This window comes from Bacillus sp. FSL R9-9410 (assembly GCF_038050385.1).
Lineage (GTDB): Bacteria > Bacillota > Bacilli > Bacillales > Bacillaceae_G > Bacillus_A > Bacillus_A cereus_U.
The window spans coordinates 3,593,375-3,613,152 of the sequence record NZ_JBBOTV010000001.1 but is presented as its reverse complement, the minus strand read 5'-3'; the positions used below and the strand labels follow the sequence as shown (position 1 = coordinate 3,613,152).

Sequence of the window (19,778 nt, the reverse complement as noted above, 5' to 3'; positions counted from 1 at the left end):
GTCGATATATTCGAAAAATCGCTAATATACTTTCATGTACCGTAGCCCTGGAGGAACCACAAGAAACCTAAACTAACACATCAAAAGTAGTCACGAACGACGGGCGAGAGAAAATGCTTTTTTGCTGTTCTGCATGTGGATGCGCCTGTGCTTTTGCTTGTCCTTCTGCTTGTGCAGGGCGTTTTTTATGAGCGTTTTCGAATGAACGTGATTCTGTCCAGTCTTTAAAGTTTTGCTCTGTTTCCCACATCGTTAAAATGACATATGTATCGTTACTTAATGGGCGAAGAACGCGGATTGCCTGGAAACCTGGTTCGTTTTCAATAAGGCCAGCGCGGTTTTTAAAGCGGTTTTCAAATACAGGGCGACCTTCGTCTGTTACAGAAATGTTGTTACAAACGATGTAGCCAGGTTGTCCTTTAAATTCTCCAACAGCGTCTAATACGTCATACTGAAGTGTGGATTCTACAGATTCTTCAGTGTTTTCTTTATAAAACATATCTTTTTCGTTATTTTTTGCAGTGAAATGCGCTTGTTCTAGAGGTGTTTCGTATGAAATAATAGCCTTCATTTTAATGCCCCCTTTATGGTTTGTCTCTATTATATCAACTCTTGTGAAAAACTTCGAAGATTATATACATAAAGATACTTCTTTTTCAAATAATAAATGTACCATCATTTGGAAAGAAGGCCGATGTATGAAGAAAGCAAAGTGGACTTTATTAGGCGGGGTAGCAACGTTCGTAGTAGCGATTGTACTCTATAAACTTATTGTGTTAACTGGTGGCTATATGATGGATGAAAAGCAGCTTGTTTTCCACTCTTCATCACGTATCGTTGACCAGAAAGGAAAAGAAATTACGAAGTTATATGTAGAAAATAGAGAGCTCGTGCCGATCGAAGAAATTCCAAAGTATGTGCAGCAAGCATTTATTGCTGTGGAAGATTCTCGTTTTTATGAGCATCAAGGAATTGATTATCCTTCTATATTTCGGGCGCTTTATAAAGACGCGTTAGCTGGAGAGAAGGTAGAAGGCGGTAGTACGATTACGCAGCAACTAGCTAAAAATGTCTTTTTAACTCGCGAAAAAACATTTACGCGTAAATTGAAAGAGGTCGCAATTTCTCTTCAATTAGAGCAAAAATATACGAAGCAGCAAATTCTTGAAATGTATATGAACCATATTTATTTTGGTCACGGGGCATATGGTATTCAAGCGGCGGCTAAATTGTATTTTAATAAAAATGTAGAGGATTTAACAGTGGAAGAGGGGGCGATGCTTGCAGGGCTTCCGAAAGCGCCAAATGGCTATTCACCGTACTTATCTCCTGAGAAGAGTAAGGAACGCCGTGATCTTGTTTTGTCACTAATGCATAAACAAGGCTATTTAACAGCGGAAGATAGCGTTCGTTACCAAGGAAAAACAATCGCTCTTTATAAAAATGCAGATGAACGTGAACTCGCATATATGCCGTATATCGATATGGTTATAGATGAAGCAGCACGTTTATATGGTTTATCGCATCAAGAGGTACTACGCGGAGGATATACGTTTGTCGTACCGATGGATGAAAAAGTTCAAAAGGTAGCATATAACCAGTTTCAAGATGCGAAAAATTTCCCTGGTAAAGAAAACGGGGCGCAAGGTGCATTTTTATTAATGGATAACCAGACTGGCGGAATTAAAGCCGCGATTGGCGGAAGAGAGTATGTTCCGAGAGGGCTTAATCGTGTTTTTGCAAAGCGGCAGCCGGGTTCTGTTTTAAAGCCGCTTATCGTATACGGACCAGCACTCGAGACGAAGAAATATAATCCATATTCTTTATTAACGAATGAAAAAAGTTCGTTTGAAGGTTATGAACCTCGAAATTATAATCATGAGTATACGCAAGAGATGACGATGTACGATGCGGTATTAGAATCAGCAAATGTGCCAGCTGTATCTTTATTAAATGAATTAGGGGTAGATGAGGGAAAGCAATATTTAGAGAAAGGGAATGTTCATATTGCGGACTCAGGTTTAAGCACAGCACTTGGCGGGCTAAAAAATGGTGTTTCTCCATTTGATCTTGTCAAAATGTACCGATCTTTTTTAGCAAACGGGAATATTATCGAACCGCACGTTATCGATAAAGTGTTAAATAGACACGGGGCAGTCATTGGAGAATCATCAAAAGCTGAAACGAAAGTCTTTTCGAAGCAAACGGCATGGTATATGACAAAGATGCTTGAAGGAGTTGTGAAAGAAGGTACGGCGAAAGCTGGTGTATATAATGGAGCTTTAGCTGGAAAAACAGGCACAACTTCACTGCCGAATGATGACCGGGGAGCGCGTGATATGTGGTTTGTTGGATATACACCGAATTTAGTAGGTGCAGTTTGGATTGGCTATGACCGCACCGATAAAGAGCATCAATTACAAGATGGAAATGCATCTGCAACGATGTTATTTAAAAAGATTTTAACGAAAGCAAATATACAAGATAAAGCGAGTTTTCATAGGCCAAAAGGTGTTGAAACAATTGGACTGCCAATTCGTTTAGATAAGATTCAAAACGTGGAAGCAAAACTAGCATTTAGTCCTTTCGGTTTATTTGCGATGAAACTAAGCTGGACGCCGCTTTCTGATGAGAGAATTATGTACCGGATTTATAAAGTTGAAAAAGGAATTCATACGCACGTTGGAACGGTAAAAGGAACAGGTAAATATGAGGAAAAGTTTATTAATATATTCTCAAAACCAAGTTTTTACGTTGTGCCATATAACACACAAACGAACCGTGAAGGAGAAAAGTCAAAAGTAGCTAAACCGTAGTTTTTCTCTGTGCTATAATAAGAATGTTGTGAAAATAGTAAACGGTTTTACGAACGTTTGTGTCAATTTAATGAACAACGTACATAATGTTATGCATTTTGTTTTTACAAGCTGTATAGTAAAAAAAGATAAATATTGGAATAGAGCATATTTAAAGAAAAAGCATTGGTAAGGAAGGGAGCTAGGGTCTTGGTAAGAACTATAAATGAGACATTTTTAAAAGCATGTAGGGGGGAACGTACAGAGTATGTACCAGCATGGTATATGCGTCAAGCAGGTCGTTCACAGCCGGAATATAGAAAGATAAAAGAGAACTATTCTTTATTTGAAATTACACATAATCCAGAGTTGTGCGCTTACGTTACGAAGTTGCCAGTTGATCAATATAACGTAGACGCAGCAATTCTTTATAAAGATATTATGTCACCACTACCTGCAATTGGTGTTGATGTGGAAATTAAATCTGGCATTGGTCCAGTTATCGATAAGCCAATCCGTTCTTTACAAGACGTAGAAAAATTAGGGGAAATCAGTCCAGAAGATGATGTACCTTACATATTAGATACAATTCGTTTATTAACGACAGAAATGTTAGATGTACCGTTAATCGGTTTTTCAGGAGCTCCATTTACGTTAGCGAGCTATATGATTGAAGGCGGTCCTTCTCGTAACTATCATAATACGAAAGCGTTTATGTATGCAGAGCCGAAAGCTTGGTTCGCTTTAATGGATAAGCTTGCAGATATGGTTATTACATATTTAAAAGCGCAAATTAACGCAGGAGTAAAAGCTGTTCAAATTTTCGATTCTTGGGTTGGAACAGTAAATGTAGCGGATTACCGCATATTTATTAAACCAGCGATGGAACGTATTTTTGCAGAAGTTCGCACGATGGGTGTTCCAATGATTATGCACGGTGTTGGTGCTGCACACTTAGTGAATGAATGGCACGACTTGCCTCTTGATGTAGTAGGTTTAGATTGGCGCTTACCGATCGAAGAAGCACGTGCGCGCGGCGTTCATAAGGCGGTACAAGGAAATATGGACCCTTCGTTCTTACTAGCACCTTGGCCTGTTATTGAAGAACATGTAAAAGGTATTTTAGATCAAGGGATGAAGCAGCCAGGTTATATCTTTAACTTAGGTCACGGCGTATTCCCAGAAGTAAATCCAGATACATTAAAACGCTTAACTACATTTATTCATGAGTACTCTAAAGAACAGTTAGCGAAGTAAAGGAGATTGTCTGTATGAAAAAGAAAATTGGTTTGCTTGTAATGGCATACGGAACGCCATATAAAGAAGAAGATATTGAACGTTACTATACACATATTCGCAGAGGAAGAAAACCAAGTCCTGAAATGCTAGAAGATTTAACAGAGCGTTACCGTGCAATTGGTGGTATTTCTCCTTTAGCTACTATTACATTAGAGCAAGCTAAAAAGTTAGAGACGCGTTTAAATGAAATGCAAGATGAAGTAGAGTACCACATGTACCTTGGTTTAAAACATATTGAACCGTTCATTGAAGATGCAGTACAAGCTATGCATAAAGATGGAATAGAAGATGCAATTGCACTCGTTCTTGCCCCTCACTATTCTACTTTTAGCGTGAAGTCGTATGTAGGACGAGCGCAAGAAGAAGCAGAAAAACTTGGAAACTTAACAATTCACGGCATCGATAGCTGGTATAAAGAACCGAAATTTATTCAGTATTGGGTTGATGCAGTGAAAGGTATATATAACGGTATGTCAGAAGCAGAACGTGAAAAAGCTGTGTTAATCGTATCTGCACATAGCTTACCAGAAAAAATTATCGCACTTGGCGATCCATATCCAGATCAATTAAATGAAACAGCTGACTATATTGCACGCGGTGCTGAAGTAGCAAATTATGCAGTTGGCTGGCAAAGTGCCGGAAATACACCAGATCCTTGGATTGGTCCAGATGTACAAGATTTAACGAGAGAACTAAATGAAAAGTACGGCTACAGTTCATTCGTATATGCACCAGTTGGATTTGTTGCGGAACATTTAGAAGTTTTATATGACAATGACTTTGAGTGTAAAGTTGTAACGGATGAAATTGGCGCGAAATATTATCGTCCAGAAATGCCAAACGCATCGGACGCATTTATCGACTGTTTAGCAGATGTTGTATTAAAGAAAAAAGAATCTGTAATGTAAGTAGAAAGGGGGAGCTTACTTGAGGAAAAAAGTTGTGATCATCGGCGGTGGCATCACAGGATTAACAACAATGTATAACTTACAAAAAGAAATTCGTGAAAAAAACTTGCCGATAGATGCATTGCTTATAGAAGCGTCCGGTAAACTTGGCGGGAAAATTCAAACCGTTCAAAAAGATGGATTTACAATTGAACGTGGCCCTGATTCTTTCTTAACAAGAAAAGAGAGTGCAGCTAAATTAGTGAAAGAATTAGGACTTGGCGATGAACTTGTAAATAATAAGGCCGGTCAATCATTTATCCTTGTAAACAATCGGTTACATAAAATGCCGAGCGGTTCAATGATGGGAATTCCAACGCAAATTACGCCGTTTCTATTTTCCGGATTGTTCTCCCCAATTGGTAAATTAAGAGCTGGTTTTGATCTGTTAATGCCTAGATCAAAAACAGTATCTGATCAATCACTCGGGCAGTTTTTCAGGCATCGTCTTGGAAATGAAGTCGTTGAAAATTTAATTGAGCCATTATTATCTGGTATTTATGCAGGGGATATTGATGAAATGAGTTTAATGTCAACATTCCCTCAAATTTATCAAATTGAACAGGAGCACCGTAGCATTTCACTCGGTATGCGTACGCTCGCTCCAAAGAAAGAGAAGGCTGAATTGAAAAAGGGAATCTTTAAAACTGTGAAAACCGGTTTAGAATCTATAGTAGAATCTCTTGAAGTGAAGATTCCTAATGATATGGTAATGAAGGGAACTCGTATTGAAAAAGTTATAAAACTTGGTGATAGTTATACGATTACTCTTAGTAACGGAAAAGAAATGGAAGCAGACGCGATTGTAGTTACAGCACCGCATAAAGTATTGCCGTCTATGTTTGCGCAGTACAAGCAGTTTCGTTTCTTCCGTAACATTCCGTCTACATCTGTTGCAAACGTGGCACTTGCTTTCCCGAAGTCTGCAATTCAGCGTGATATTGAAGGCACGGGATTTGTCGTATCAAGAAATAGTGATTACACGATTACAGCGTGTACGTGGACACATAAAAAATGGCCACATACAACGCCAGAAGGAAAAACGCTTCTTCGCTGTTACGTCGGACGCCCAGGTGATGAAGCGATTGTTGAACAAACTGACGAAGAAATTGTGCAGCTTGTACTCGAAGACTTACAAAAGACAATGGATATTACAGAGGATCCAGAGTTTACAATTGTAAGCCGCTGGAAAGAAGCGATGCCTCAATATACAGTTGGCCATAAAGAGCGAATGAAGAAGCTCACAACATTTATGGAGAATGAGTTGCCAGGTGTGTATTTGGCAGGTAGTTCTTACGCTGGTTCTGGTCTTCCGGCTTGTATTGAGCAAGGTGAGTTAGCGGCGAAGTGTGTGTTATCTCATTTTGAGAAAGTTATAGAGAATGAATTAGTAGCACAATAAAATATTTCAAACAAAACGCCTTCAATCATATTGAAGGTGTTTCGTTTATTATATAAAATACTTATTAACCAATAAACATATATAAGTTATTTGGCTTTATAACGGCATCTCCCGCATAAATAACCCACTCTGTTAAGTTGTCAAAATCTAAATGATAAGAATTCCCTTCATGCATCTCTTCTATAAAATACGGTTCATTAATGAGTATTCCTTGAATGAGATCTTCCGTAAGGTCTTGCATTTCAAACCACATATGTTCACTTTTCCCTTCTTCGTAAGAGACACCAAACTTAGCGAGGAAACGGAAATCTTCATTTGATTGTTCAATTTGAAAAATGTTGCTGAAATACCCGAAAGTATTTTTTGCATTATAAGCCATACGAGCCGTTTCACTATTTGTTTTATAGAACATGAGCCCTGTAGCTTCTTCATGTTCTTTGAAAAAGCTTTCTATATATTCTCCGGAAGTATTATATTGGAACAAGAGAACAGATGGAGATTGATGGTACTCATCTCGGGCATCCATCCCGCCAAGGAATACGTTTTGTGCATCTATTGGTTGTAATTTCACTTCTTCATCTTTAATTGAAGATAATTGATCCATACTCGTTTTACGTCCAATATAAGATAAACCTTTTTCCCACGGAACAGCTACTGTATGTATGGAACCTTGCTGACTATGTGCGATAACGATAGGCTCATTCATTGGGACTTGGCCATTCTCAACGGCATTATTAGCAAATGTTTGAAAAAGATTGCCAATGCCGTAGTAGGAAGAAATACGATTTGGAATAATTAATTCTATTTCTGTTACGCCTGCTCTTAAAAGGCCGTGTGTATGAAACCAATATTGTGTGGGCTCGTCTTCTGTATCGTCTTCATAAACGGAATGAATAACGTATAAGTCAGGAATGTCAGGTAACAACTCATTTTCAACGTGATATTCAATATAGTTTCTAGATATCACTTTCATTGCTGCACTTGAATCAATTACAAATAACAAATCTGGTGCGAGGTGCCATAAAAATTGTACCTGCTGGAAAAAGCAGCTGAGTACATCGCCTACAAATAGCGTACGAGTGAAAATTTCAGTGCCGAAAGCCGCATCTTCAAAAGTACGGTCTATTATTGTGGAATCTTGTCTATTGTACATTTTATATTCTTCTGGATCATTCGTTTCATCAATATGCAGTTCATACGGTATGACTTTTTCATCCATATGTAACTCAACAATAAGGCTTGTCTCATCACTATAAACAATTTTTAATTCATCAACTTTAGTAGAGAGAGTTTCTAGCCGCTGTTTTAGCTGATCAATTGTAATTCTAGTTGGTATAACAGCAATCATATCTGAAAAATGCCGTTCTAATGTTCCATTCATAGCTGCACGGTATGTTTCTGTTTGTACTTCCATCCAATCAACTCCAATTCAAATGAATACATTTTACATGCTAATAAAAAATTCGGTATTTTCTGTTTTCTCTCCCTAACATTATAGAGCGCATTCGTAGAAGCTGTAAAATTATTATTTTGTATTATAGTTTGAAAACTTGTAAATTAGATGAATTTTGTGTAAAAGTTGTCGAAATATAGTTCTATATAACGAATCATTTGATATGATAGACTTGCTGAGAAAATATGAAATAGGGAGAGGGAGATGGCTGTGAAGAAATTGTTAAGTGTCTTTTTATCATTCTTGCTATTGCTTTCATTTACTGGAACTTTAGCACAAGCGGAAGAAACTACTTCTATGTCAGTAGAAAAAGCAATTCAAGTATTCAAGCAGCAAGGGAAAACGAAGGGGATAGTGGAAGGATATATCGTTGGGTATACGCAAAGTCCTTCTAAATACACGAAAGATCCGGCTAAGTTTGACGACACAAACGTGGCAATTGCCGATTCGCCAAACGAAACAAATCCAGACAAGATCATGCCTGTTCAGTTGCCAAAAGGTGATGTGAGATCGGCTGTAAATGTGAAAGACCATCCTGAAAATATCGGGAAGAAAGTTAGGTTAACAGGGACGCTTGAGTTATATTTCGGTAGCCCAGGTTTAAAATCAGTAACAGCTCATAAGTTTCAAGGAGAAGAACAAAACCGTGTTAGCGATGTAGTGGCATCACCAAATGGCGGGGAAGTTGCAAAAGGAACAGCGGTAACTTTAACAACGAACACAGAAGGAGCAACAATCTACTATACGTTAGATGGCTCTAATCCTACAAATAAAAGTGTTCGTTATAACGGACAAATTGTAGTGAATGAAAATAGTGTAGTGAAAGCAATCGCAGAAAAAGAAGGGCTTACTTCTTCAGCGATTTCAACATTTTCATTTATTATCGTAAACAATGAACCAGTTCGTATTCATGATATTCAAGGGAAATCACATATTTCTCCTTACAATGGGAAGAAAGTAAACAATGTGGAAGGCGTTGTCACAACGCTTGATAAAAATGGTTTTTATATAGAAGATAATCAGCCAGATAATGATCCAGCTACTTCAGAAGGTATTTACGTATACAAAAAAGATGCGAATGTAGCAGTAGGAGATCTTATTCAAGTTGATGGAGCAGTAGAAGAATATGTTGGACCTGGATATGCAGAACGATTTGAAACAGACTTAACGACGACAGAAATTAAAGCGAGTCGCATTGGTATAATCGCAAAAAATCAGACTTTACCAGAAGCGATTGTATTAGGAGAAAACGGAGTGAAAATCCCAGATCAAATTATTGATAATGATGGATTTGGTCTATTTGATCCGAACGAAGATGCAATTGATTTTTATGAGAGTGTAGAAGGCATGCGCGTTACGATGCCAACACCAAAAATTATCGCTCCTCAGAAAAATGGTAACCTATATGTAACAGTAAAAAATGGTGGGGATAAAGTTATAACGAAGTATGGTACACCGCTATTAGATAAAGAGCAATTAAACCCAGAGCGTCTTTCTGTAAAAGTACCTCGTGATTATGTCGCGAAAGTAGGAGATACGTTCACTGGTAATATAACAGGCGTAGTAGGATATGACTACGGTGCGTTCCGCATTTCGCCAGTAACGGAATTACCATCTGTAGTGGACGGTGGGTTTAAGCAAGTAGGGGCAAATATTCAGCCGCGTCTTGATAAGTTAACAGTGGCTACATATAATATTGAAAACTTCTCAGCGAACAAAAAAGAAACAACAGATGAAAAGGTAAAAGCGTTAGCTTATTCTATTAAATATAACTTGAAAATGCCTGATATTATCGGTGTAGAGGAAATGCAAGATAATAACGGATCGCTTAATGACGGTACAACAGATGCTTCATTAAGCGCAAAACGTATCATTGATGCAGTGGTAGAAATTCGTGGTCCGAAGTATGAGTATGTAGAAATCGCTCCAAACAACAATCAAGACGGAGGAGCACCAGGAGCTAACATTCGCGTCGGTTTCTTCTATAACCCATCACGTGTGAAACTAGCAGCAGTACCGAAGTTACTTGATAAAAATGTTGTTCGTATCGGAGACGAAAATTCATTATTTGAAAGTACACGTAAACCGTTAGCGGCAGAATTTACGTTCCAAGGACAAAACGTTGTTGTCGTTGCAAATCACTTAAACTCAAAAATAGGAGATGCAACGCCATTTGGAAAAGTACAGCCGCTCGTATTAAAGAGTGAAGAAAAACGAGTTCAATTAGCACAAGAAGTGAATCATTTCGTACAAGATATTCAGAAAAAGAATACAAATGCACCAGTTGTTGTATTAGGTGATATGAATGACTTTGAATTCTCTAAACCTTTAGAAGCACTAGAGGGAACGATATTAAAAGATATGTTAAACACAGTGCCGAAAGAGAATCGTTACACGTACATTCATGAAGGTAACGCACAAGTGCTAGATCATATTTTAGTAACAAATAACATTGCACCGCACACAATTGTAGACCCAGTACACTTAAACTCAAACATTATGAAAGAACATGGACGTGTAAGTGACCACGATCCAGTACTTGCTCAAATTGATTTGAAGAAGGCTTCTTAAATAGTAGAGAAAGAACGCTTAGAAATATACTAAGCGTTCTTTTACATTATTAGGAATTCTTATGGTAAAATAGATTGAATATTCATTCTTTAATACAAGGGAGGTGTAGACATATGGTAGCCCGAATAAACGGAAAATTAATGAATCAGCTTGCAATTTTTTTTAGTACGATCGTCATGCTTCAGTTTGTAGCTGATATAACAGGGCTTACACAGAATCTAGATAGTATGTATTACTTACTAAATACAGCAACTTCCTATATAACGTTTAGTTTGGCGGTTATTTTTACTTTAATCGGTGCAAGAAGAGAATTAAGTAAATATGCAATTATTTCATTATGTTTAGTGGTAGCTATTAAAGCAATTTACTTCGCGGCTGTTGTTATTTTGTGGGGATTGGCTGGTACGCCGTAAATGAATATAAAAAAAACTAATTTCCAAGATAACGTGAGGAAATTAGGTTTTTATCCCGCTATTCGCCGGGCAGTAAAACTCCCACCTCAAAATTCAGTTGGAGCAAAGAAGTTAGGTGGGAGATAACTGTCCGTAAAAGCCCGATTAGTGAAGGCTAATAATCAGTGGGGGATGGATAAAACCCCCACTGATTAAAGTTTCACTTTATAATGGCTGAAAAGCCTTTCTACATCGATCTCGTTTTTGAAGTCTTCTCATATATCTTTTTTTGTCCCGTTGTAATCCTTTTATGTACATGAATAAGCTGACAAGGAAGAAAAATGTACATTGTAAAATGTACGGTGACATCCCGTGTAATGGTTGTTTTGGATCATATAAGTGAATAGGTGCTCCGCCTATTGTAGGGAATATTGTATTTAGCAGGACGAAGGGAATGGAAGTAACTGCCAATGGGAATAGAAGTGCCATGTAATCCTTTTGTGACCATGTGGACGCTGCTAAACCTAAGAGGGCCATTAAACCAGCGAATAAAAAATTAATCCCAATATATAGATAAATATAAGTGATGGGAGAAGAGAAATATAACTCTGCGAACATTCCGTTGCCATTTATCATGCTAGTACCGACGGTTGGATCTCCATTTGGAATTGTTAATTTGCAAAGTAATAAAGAAAGAATGAACGGTAAAGTATAAAGAAATCCCCCGCAGAAAAATGTAACGATATACTTTGTAAAGGAATACGAGAATAGGGAAATTTCCTTACTTATAAAAGTTTTGAAACCATCGGATTTATCGGAATTATAACTCGTACTAAATGGTAAACTTGCAATAACAGGCATTAATAATAAATAAATCTCCATTTCATTATTACGAAACCCGATCCATTTAAAAGCAGTTGCTATAGCCCCATTCGCTGTGTCTCCTGAATAACGAATTACATAATAATAATGATAAATAGAAATAAGAGCTAATCCACTAAACATAATAATTAAAGAAACACGATTACAAAAAGCTTGCCTTATATTTAAACGAAGCGCACGCATCATGACTGAAAAAGCCTCCACTATTTTTATAAATCTGTCTACTTTCTATATTACTATTAAATGTAAGGATTTTCTTGTTTTTTTATTTGTTTATTAGAAAACGAGAAATTTAAGTGTTGTCAGGTAAGGTTTCAATACAAGACTTACAAAAGTTGTTTTTTCTAAAATATGGTTGACAATTAAGTATTACATTTGTAATCTTAAAAGTAGATTACAAATGTAATACGAGGGGTGGAAAACAATATGACAAATAAATTACCTAAAATATCTGAAGCAGAATTAGAAATTATGAAAGTGTTGTGGTCGAATTCTCCACAAACAGCGAATGAAATTATAGAAGAACTGGAAGATGCGATGGACTGGAAACCGAAAACAATTCGTACATTAATTAATCGGTTAGTACAAAAGGAAGCTGTTTCTTACCATCAAGATAAAGGGCGTATGTACGCGTATTATCCGTTAGTATCACAAGATAACTATTTACAAGTTGAAACGAAATCTTTACTAAAGCGTTTTTGCGGCGCGGCGTTTAAGCCGTTACTTGTCAATTTCTTAAAAGAAGAAAAATTGTCTTCAGAAGATATTAATGAACTAAAACGCATTTTAGACGAGAAGACAGAGGAGAATAAGAGGAAGGATAGATAAAAATGATAGACATGCTTATAAATGTATACCTTCCTCATTTTTTTGATTGGCTTATAGAAACATCACTTATGGCTAGCATATTAGTTGGATTTATTTTATGTATAAAAGTTCTATTTAGAAATAAGTTAACACCCCGGTGGCAATATATGCTGTGGATCGTATTAATGATAAGACTTCTTTTGCCATGGTCACCAGATAGCTCGTATAGTATTTATTCATTACTTTCCTATAGTTCTAGTGTATCGGAAGTTATTCAACAAAATACGCCGTCTCCTGAGAATATAGTGAACATAGAAAGCGACCATACAGTGGAATTGAAATCAAATTCTGAAACTGTGCCAAAAAATAGTGAACATAAAGTAAGTACGAGTGTGGAACAACATACTACATTTTCTTTATACAAACTGGCTCTATATGTTTGGCTAGCTGGGGTAATCGTATTAGCATTCATAACGTTTATTACAAATAGACGTTTATATTCGTACATAAAGAAACAACCGGATATTACGGATGAACAGGTCGTTAAAGTATTTAATCGCTGCAAGCAGTCTATGAAAATGAAGAAGGCAGTTTCATTACGTCTAGCAGGAAAGATTTCGAGTCCGACTGTGTTTAGTTTCTTTCGTCCAAAATTATTACTATCAAAAAAACATATGAAAGTATTAACTGAGCAACAATTACAATATGTCTTTTATCATGAGTTAGCCCATATTAAGAGAAAAGATGTAGCTGTAAATTGGATTATGTACAGTTTACTCATATTAAACTGGTTCAATCCTATTCTTTGGTATGCTTATTTCTGTATGCGAGAAGATCAAGAATTAGCCTGTGATGCATATGCGCTTACTTTTATAGATAAAGAGGAGCAAATTGCATACGGTCATACAATTATTACCCTTTTAGAACATTATTCCTATCAAGTACCAAGCTTAGCAAATTTAAGTAGAAATAAACGAACACTAAAAAGGAGAATCGTTATGATTAAAAAGTTCCAAAAGAAATCGTATCGTCTTTCTTTACTCGGGATTATTGCTATAGCTGCTATAGCAGGAGGATTCTTATTAAATGCAAGGATAACTGAGGGAGATGAAAGACAGAAAGAAAAGGTTGTAGAAAAAAAGCAATCTAAAGCAGCATTTGAAAAAGCGATAGAAACAGTATTAGGTACACCAGAGAATGCAAGTAGAGAATGGGGTATGTCAATAAAGTCATATAAAAGAGATACAGATTTTTTGTATTTGGCAGAAAAGAATTTTACAAAAGAAGAATTTGATGAGTATGTTCAATTCTTTAAGGAAGCAAAAGAAATTCATAAAAAAGCAATGGTTAAGAAAAATGTGCCTGAGAATTATGATGGAGATACAAAGGAATTTAAACCTGAACGTTTGAAGAAAGCTGATCAAGAAAGACTAGCTACTATTGAGAAGAAATTAAAACCGCTTGGAGATAAGCTGGAGAAGTCTTTAACATATACTATAGAAGAAGCGAAAGATCATGTACCATTTCAAATTAAGCAGCCGACTTATATAACTGAAGGTTATGAGTTAAAGAGAGAATGGGCTGACTCATATTTTGGAAGAGATGTAGAATTAGTTATTAAATCAGAATATACAAAAGGGAAATATGGTTTTACAATTTATCAGTCAAGGATGTATGTAGGTGGTAATAAGGATCCACTACACTATATGATGCCTGGAGAAGATAATTTAGAAAGTTATAGTTTAGACGGGAAAGGAATGGTCTATAATAAATCTTCTCATGGAGAGGGTAAGTTAAAAGGGATCAAAATGTTTGTACCAGCACAAGGTAAGAATAGTGAGTATCAAATTGTCATAGTGAATGATATTTTTACAAGAGATACAAAGATATACGAAGAGATAATCGATGATGAGCTAACTAAGAAAGAGATGGAGAAAATATTACTTTCTATGTCAAAATAAAAGACAGTGTTCTTAAACTTTTGGTTTTAAGAACACTGTCTATTTAATTAGATTTCTAGTGTGATTTAGCCAGCAATTATTATGAATATATTCTTGCTTTCCATACAAGTATACTTTTTGATACACTATGGACAGTATGATATAACTTGACTGGAATTTTTTATACTGGAAATAATAAAAAAGAGAACTTGTATAGAATGTAAGCGTGTGGTAATATCAAAGATGTACTGATTGACTATATTATCCAATTGGTCATTTTTGGAGGTGACGATGTGGCGATAGATCGAAAACGTTCTATTATTGAAGCTGCAACAAAGTCTTTTTCAGCGTTCGGTTATAAAGCAACAACGATGGATCAAGTTGCGAAGTTAGCGAATGTAGGAAAAGGAACGATTTATACTTTTTTCAAAAATAAAGAAGAGCTATTTGGTGAAATTATTTCTAATTTAATTACAGAGATGAAGCAAGTTGCAGAAAATGCAATTCGTTCAGATATTTCATTTTTTGAAAATGTACATAGAGCATTATATAGCATATTAGAATTTAGAAAAGAACATCAGCTCATGATTAAATTAATTCAAGAAGAGCGCGATATGGGAACGAAAGAAGTACAAGAAGTGATGCAACAAGTAGATGTGGAAATCGTTTCTGTTATTCAATCGTATTTAGAAATTGCGATTGAAAAGGGTGAAATTAGCAAATGTAATCCAGAAATTACAGCGTTTATTATGCTTCGCCTATACGTATCGCTTATTTTTGATTGGGAAAAAAATCATGAACCGTTAGAAAAAGAAAAAATATCGGAATTATTCGAACTTTATTTACTAAAAGGATTGTCAAATTAAGATAATCCTTTTAATATTATAAAAAATGACTAATTGAACAAATTGGTCAATCGTATAAGGAGGATGGTTAAATATAATCATGTAGATGAAAATGTGCATAGTATAAATTCGGGGATAAGGCATATGTATGAACAGATATAGCCTTTTTATTTGGGTAAAAATGACCATAAATCAATTTTGGTCATTTTTAAAAAGGGGGATAAATTATGAAATGGCATAAGTTGCTTAGTAAAGAATTTGTAGAGATTATAAAAAGTAAAAAAATATTAATCCCAATCATTGCGGTTTTATTTGTACCGATTTTATATGCGGGTATGTTTTTATGGGCCTTTTGGGATCCGTATGAACAGCTAGATGACTTGCCAGTTGCGGTAGTCAATTTAGATAAAGGTGCAGAACTTGATGGGAAACCAATTGAGGTCGGGAAAGGGCTCGTTGATAACTTAAAAGATAATAAAAGTTTTAAATGGGAATTTGTAAGTGAAAAAGAAGCGAAAGAGGGAATGGAAGGCAGAAAGTATTACATGTTAGTACGTATTCCAGATGACTTCTCAAGTAACGCTACAACGTTATTAAAAGACGATCCGAAACCATTGAACTTAGAATATATTCCAAATGAAAGTTTAAACTTCTTATCTTCACAAATTGGCGGAACAGCCATTGAAAAAATTAAAGGTGAAGTATCAAGCACGTTAACGAAAACATATGCAGAGAAAATGTTTGATTCCATTAAAGACGTCTCAAAAGGATTAGCAGATGGAGCGGATGGAGCAAATAAGTTACATGATGGAGCTAGTGAGTTGCATGATGGATCAAGTAAAGTGACGGATGGGCTCCATACACTTCAAGGGAAGTCTGGGGAGATACAGACAGGTGTAGGGAAACTATTTGATGGATCTGGGAAAGTAACAGCAGGTTTAAATACGTTAAATAGTAAAACAGGTGAGATGCAAATAGGTATCGGAAAATTAGTAGATGGATCCGGAAAAGTAACAGATGGTTTACATGTACTAAATAGCAATGCGGGTATTGGGAAATTAGTAGACGGCTCCGGAAAAGTAACGAACGGTTTAAATACGTTAAATAGCAAAACGGGTGAATTGCGTGATGGATCTGAGAAAGTGACCGGTGGCTTGAACAAACTAGTAAGTAAATCCGGTGAATTACAAACAGGAACAACTGACCTATCAAATGGTATGGGGAAACTTGTTGAAGGGCAAAGTCAATTAGAGAAAGGTTCTCAAGCGATTCAAAAGGGATTGCAAGATTTAAATAGTAAAGTGAAAAGTTCTGCTGCAGGTTTAGAGGAAATGCAGTCAAAAGGCCCTTCTATATTGAATACAGTAAATGAGAAAATAGATGGAGCTGGGGCGAATGTAAAGCAGTTAAATGAACTTACGCAATCAACAGCAGGAGATGCAAAAAATGCAGCGCAAGAGGTAGCGAATTTACAAAAGCAAATTGAAAGTTTACCGAAAGAATATCAAGAGCAATTACAACCATTCATAACAAGTGCTGTAAAAAGTACAGCGACAGTTCAGCAAAAAGCTGTCGGAGTAGCAGGTGGAACGAATAAATTAAATGAAGAAGTAAAACAATTAAAAGGCGAAATACATCAAACAACAAATGGACTGCAAAACAAATTACCAAATTCAGAAGGAGTGAAAACGCTAGCAGGTGGTATTGAGAAACTAACGAATGTACAAAATGAATTTGTTAGTAAATTTCATGGATTTGGTGAGGGATTAGATAATGCAAAAATAGGTGCCGATAAATTAAAAGATGGATCAGTTCAATTAATTGATGGAGTAACGCAATTACAAAGCGGATCTGGAAAAGTGACAGCAGGATTAGGTCAATTATCTGTAGGAGTAAATCAATTAGCAGATGGCTCAAACCAAGTAACAGGCGGTTTAGGTACATTATCTGTAGGAGTAAATCAATTAGCAGACGGGTCAAACCAAGTAACAGGCGGCTTAGGTACATTATCTGCAGGAGCGGGCCAAATGTCAGGCGGAATAACGCAATTAGCAAATGGCTCTGGCCAAGTAACAACAGGATTAAGTACATTGTCAACTGGCTCAACCCAGCTAATCGACGGCGTAAATAAACTAGCAGACGGATCTGGTAAAGTAACAGATGGCCTCGTAAAAGTAAACGACGGTTCAGGTGAACTTGCTGAGAAACTTGGTGAAGGGGCAGAGAAAACTGGTGAAGTGAAAGGGACGGATAAAACGTATGATATGTTTGCAAGTCCTGTAAAAGTGAAGACGGAGAAAATGGCGGAAGTTCCAAACTACGGAACAGGATTCACACCGTATTTCTTATCGCTCGGTTTATTCGTTGGGGCATTACTATTATCTATCGTATACCCATTACGCGATACAGTCGGCGTTCCAAAATCAGGATTTAGTTGGTTTATTAGTAAGTTTGGTGTTTTATTATCAGTCGGTATTATTCAAGCAATAGTAGCAGATGTCATATTACTGTTTGGATTAGGTGTAGAAGTACAAAGCATTCCATACTTCATACTCTTTAGCATCGTTACAAGTCTAGCATTCATCGCATTAATTCAATGTTTAGTAACAGCATTCGGTGATGCGGGCCGTTTCATTGCGATCTTAACATTAATTATACAGCTTACAACAAGCGCTGGAACATTCCCGCTAGAGTTAATTCCGAAGTATTTACAACCATTTAATGCTTGGCTACCGATGACATACTCTGTATCAGGATTTAAAGCAGTCGTATCAAGCGGTGATTTTAACTTCATGTGGCAAAATATAGGGATACTCATGATCTTTATCGTTTTATTATCACTTGGAACAATTGCTTCATTAACTTGGATGCATAAGCGACAGTTTAAAAATATTGCTGAGAATCAATCGGTTGAAGCTTAAATAAGACCAATAAAAAAAGGCACCGAAATGGTGCCTTTTTTATTGGTCTTGTTTTATTGGTTGAGAAAGTTCATTTGTTTTTCTATTTTTACGGAACAAGTATATAACAATACTTATAAGAATAATTGTTGCTACAATCCAAACAAATGGACCATATCTTTCAGCAAAAGTATATAGTTTCATGTTACTGGCAATGTCCTCTTTTGTTTTTCCTATTAGAATTTTTGAGCCACTATACCCTTCAAGTGTATCTCCTTTTTTTATACCAAAAATAAGAGTATCTGATTTGTTTTCTATTCCTGTATATCGGTATCCCTTACCTTTAATTGTTAATTGAGTATCATCCTTTTTTAGTGAGTAATCTTCGGTGGAAATATCTTTTCCTAACAGTGTAATTGGCTCCATTGAAAAACGGATTTCTTTTAATGCAGGAAGAGTCTCATTGTTTAATAAGAGTTGCTTTGCAATATGCTGCTCAGTATCAATGTTTATCCAATTTGCCTTTCGATGTTTATAAGTATTAATTTCAAGGAGTGCGAATTCTTTATTTTGAAATTTTTCTTCTGTAATAGGTTGCGCAGTAGTTAACGTCCCTTTTAATAAAATTACACCATCTTTTGCAGATTGAAAAGAAGAGACTTCTTTCGTTTCTTGTAATGTATTGATAGCACTTCTATAATCTTTTTTTCCTAAAAGAACAGCTCCTGTATGTACAGTTAAAATAAGATATAGGATGCTTAATACTATAATAGCTTTTTTCACTATGTACCCTCCAAAGTATGTATAAATGGATTGTAACATAATTTACCATATGGAATTATTAATTTGAATAATAAGTTACAAATATAAGGGTGATAAATAAATTAAAAAAGTGTGGATGAGAGGAGTAAAAGTGAAAAGGAATTACAACAATTTACAGAGAAAACTAGAATAGAGGAGTTGATATGATGAAAGGAAATCTTACTTATTATTTTATCGTAAATCCGCTAATCATCTTTCTTGTTTACGCCCTTTCACCTATCTTGTTTCATAAAGAAAAAATATATAAATATGAAAGATGCACTAGGAATACTTTTAGTCTACTATGTGCTAATTAGTGGGTATTACTTTATGGATGTTGTAAGTGAAAGAATGAAGAAAAATGGTAAGGACAAACAATAAGGTTTTATTACATAAAAACTGATGGAGGGCAACAAAATGACCGAAAGTGAAATGAAATTTCGTGATACAACCATTCGTAACTTTTTTGATAAAGAGGACCGCTTAAAATCGATTCCAGGTCAAAAGAAGAAAAAACTAGTATTGTTAGAGCATTTGATTAGCAAATTAAACGCTGAAAATCAGTATACGGAAAAAGAAATTAATACATTCATAAAACAATATCATGATGATTTTTGTACGATTAGACGAGAGTTTATCGTGCATGGATTTATGGATCGGGAGGATAATGTGTATCGTATAAATGAGAGAGAAGTATGGAGGAAATGGGAAGAGTTATAAATGTAATGAGGAAGGGGGATTTTC

At 36.0% G+C, this 19,778-nt stretch carries 15 protein-coding genes and 1 pseudogene; 12 read left to right on the top strand and 4 right to left on the bottom strand.

Translation table 11 applies throughout. From position 1 onward, the window contains the following. Positions 1-67 precede the first annotated feature (67 nt). Complete coding sequence (hmoB, locus tag MKX77_RS18805) at positions 68-571, bottom strand: heme-degrading monooxygenase HmoB (protein WP_341307468.1); 504 nt, start codon at positions 569-571, stop codon at positions 68-70. 127 nt (positions 572-698) lie between these two features. On the opposite strand from hmoB, the gene MKX77_RS18800 reads away from it, so the two are divergent. From MKX77_RS18800 to hemY, 4 genes are all read left to right on the top strand, one after another. Beyond that, entirely contained in the window at positions 699-2,816 is a 2,118-nt protein-coding gene (locus MKX77_RS18800) for a transglycosylase domain-containing protein (protein WP_341307467.1), read from the top strand. Between the two features lie 189 nt (positions 2,817-3,005). Next, positions 3,006-4,052, top strand: coding sequence for a uroporphyrinogen decarboxylase (gene hemE / locus MKX77_RS18795; RefSeq protein WP_341307466.1), 1,047 nt, complete (start codon positions 3,006-3,008; stop codon positions 4,050-4,052). Between the two features lie 14 nt (positions 4,053-4,066). Then, positions 4,067-5,002, top strand: coding sequence for a ferrochelatase (gene hemH / locus MKX77_RS18790; RefSeq protein ID WP_002158974.1), 936 nt, complete (start codon positions 4,067-4,069; stop codon positions 5,000-5,002). Positions 5,003-5,021: 19 nt separating this feature from the next. Next, positions 5,022-6,443 (top strand): protoporphyrinogen oxidase, encoded by a 1,422-nt coding sequence (gene hemY, locus MKX77_RS18785; RefSeq protein ID WP_341307465.1) that lies wholly within the window; start codon positions 5,022-5,024, stop codon positions 6,441-6,443. 64 nt (positions 6,444-6,507) lie between these two features. Here hemY and MKX77_RS18780 read toward each other — a convergent pair whose 3' ends face one another. Next, positions 6,508-7,857: a DUF4026 domain-containing protein gene (locus tag MKX77_RS18780; protein ID WP_341307464.1), complete on the bottom strand. Its 1,350-nt coding sequence runs from the start codon at positions 7,855-7,857 to the stop codon at positions 6,508-6,510. Positions 7,858-8,100: 243 nt separating this feature from the next. Between MKX77_RS18780 and MKX77_RS18775 the strand changes: the two genes are divergently transcribed. Continuing rightward, positions 8,101-10,467 (top strand): DUF6359 domain-containing protein, encoded by a 2,367-nt coding sequence (locus MKX77_RS18775; protein ID WP_341307463.1) that lies wholly within the window; start codon positions 8,101-8,103, stop codon positions 10,465-10,467. Between the two features lie 113 nt (positions 10,468-10,580). Beyond that, a complete protein-coding gene (locus MKX77_RS18770; RefSeq protein ID WP_215555495.1) occupies positions 10,581-10,880 on the top strand; it encodes a hypothetical protein in 300 nt (99 codons plus the stop codon). 204 nt (positions 10,881-11,084) lie between these two features. Here MKX77_RS18770 and MKX77_RS18765 read toward each other — a convergent pair whose 3' ends face one another. Then, entirely contained in the window at positions 11,085-11,927 is an 843-nt protein-coding gene (locus MKX77_RS18765) for a hypothetical protein (RefSeq protein ID WP_215555496.1), read from the bottom strand. A gap of 240 nt (positions 11,928-12,167) precedes the next feature. On the opposite strand from MKX77_RS18765, the gene MKX77_RS18760 reads away from it, so the two are divergent. The 4 genes from MKX77_RS18760 to MKX77_RS18745 all read left to right on the top strand — a co-directional run bounded on the left by MKX77_RS18760 (position 12,168) and on the right by MKX77_RS18745 (position 18,254). Beyond that, entirely contained in the window at positions 12,168-12,569 is a 402-nt protein-coding gene (locus MKX77_RS18760; RefSeq protein ID WP_341307462.1) for a BlaI/MecI/CopY family transcriptional regulator, read from the top strand. A gap of 2 nt (positions 12,570-12,571) precedes the next feature. Further along, positions 12,572-14,509 (top strand): M56 family metallopeptidase, encoded by a 1,938-nt coding sequence (locus MKX77_RS18755; RefSeq protein ID WP_341307461.1) that lies wholly within the window; start codon positions 12,572-12,574, stop codon positions 14,507-14,509. 272 nt (positions 14,510-14,781) lie between these two features. Then, complete coding sequence (locus MKX77_RS18750) at positions 14,782-15,354, top strand: TetR/AcrR family transcriptional regulator (RefSeq protein WP_341307460.1); 573 nt, start codon at positions 14,782-14,784, stop codon at positions 15,352-15,354. Positions 15,355-15,560: 206 nt separating this feature from the next. Next, positions 15,561-18,254 carry a YhgE/Pip domain-containing protein gene (locus MKX77_RS18745; RefSeq protein WP_341307459.1) on the top strand — a complete coding sequence of 898 codons (2,694 nt, stop codon included), beginning with the start codon at positions 15,561-15,563 and terminating at the stop codon, positions 18,252-18,254. A gap of 39 nt (positions 18,255-18,293) precedes the next feature. Here MKX77_RS18745 and MKX77_RS18740 read toward each other — a convergent pair whose 3' ends face one another. Beyond that, positions 18,294-19,055 (bottom strand): hypothetical protein, encoded by a 762-nt coding sequence (locus MKX77_RS18740; protein ID WP_341307458.1) that lies wholly within the window; start codon positions 19,053-19,055, stop codon positions 18,294-18,296. A 143-nt stretch (positions 19,056-19,198) separates the two neighbouring features. Here MKX77_RS18740 and MKX77_RS18735 point away from each other — a divergent pair. Then, positions 19,199-19,415, top strand: a pseudogene (locus MKX77_RS18735) (hypothetical protein). 36 nt (positions 19,416-19,451) lie between these two features. After that, entirely contained in the window at positions 19,452-19,754 is a 303-nt protein-coding gene (locus MKX77_RS18730) for a DUF2087 domain-containing protein (RefSeq protein WP_141535390.1), read from the top strand. The last annotated feature ends 24 nt before the right edge of the window (positions 19,755-19,778 follow it).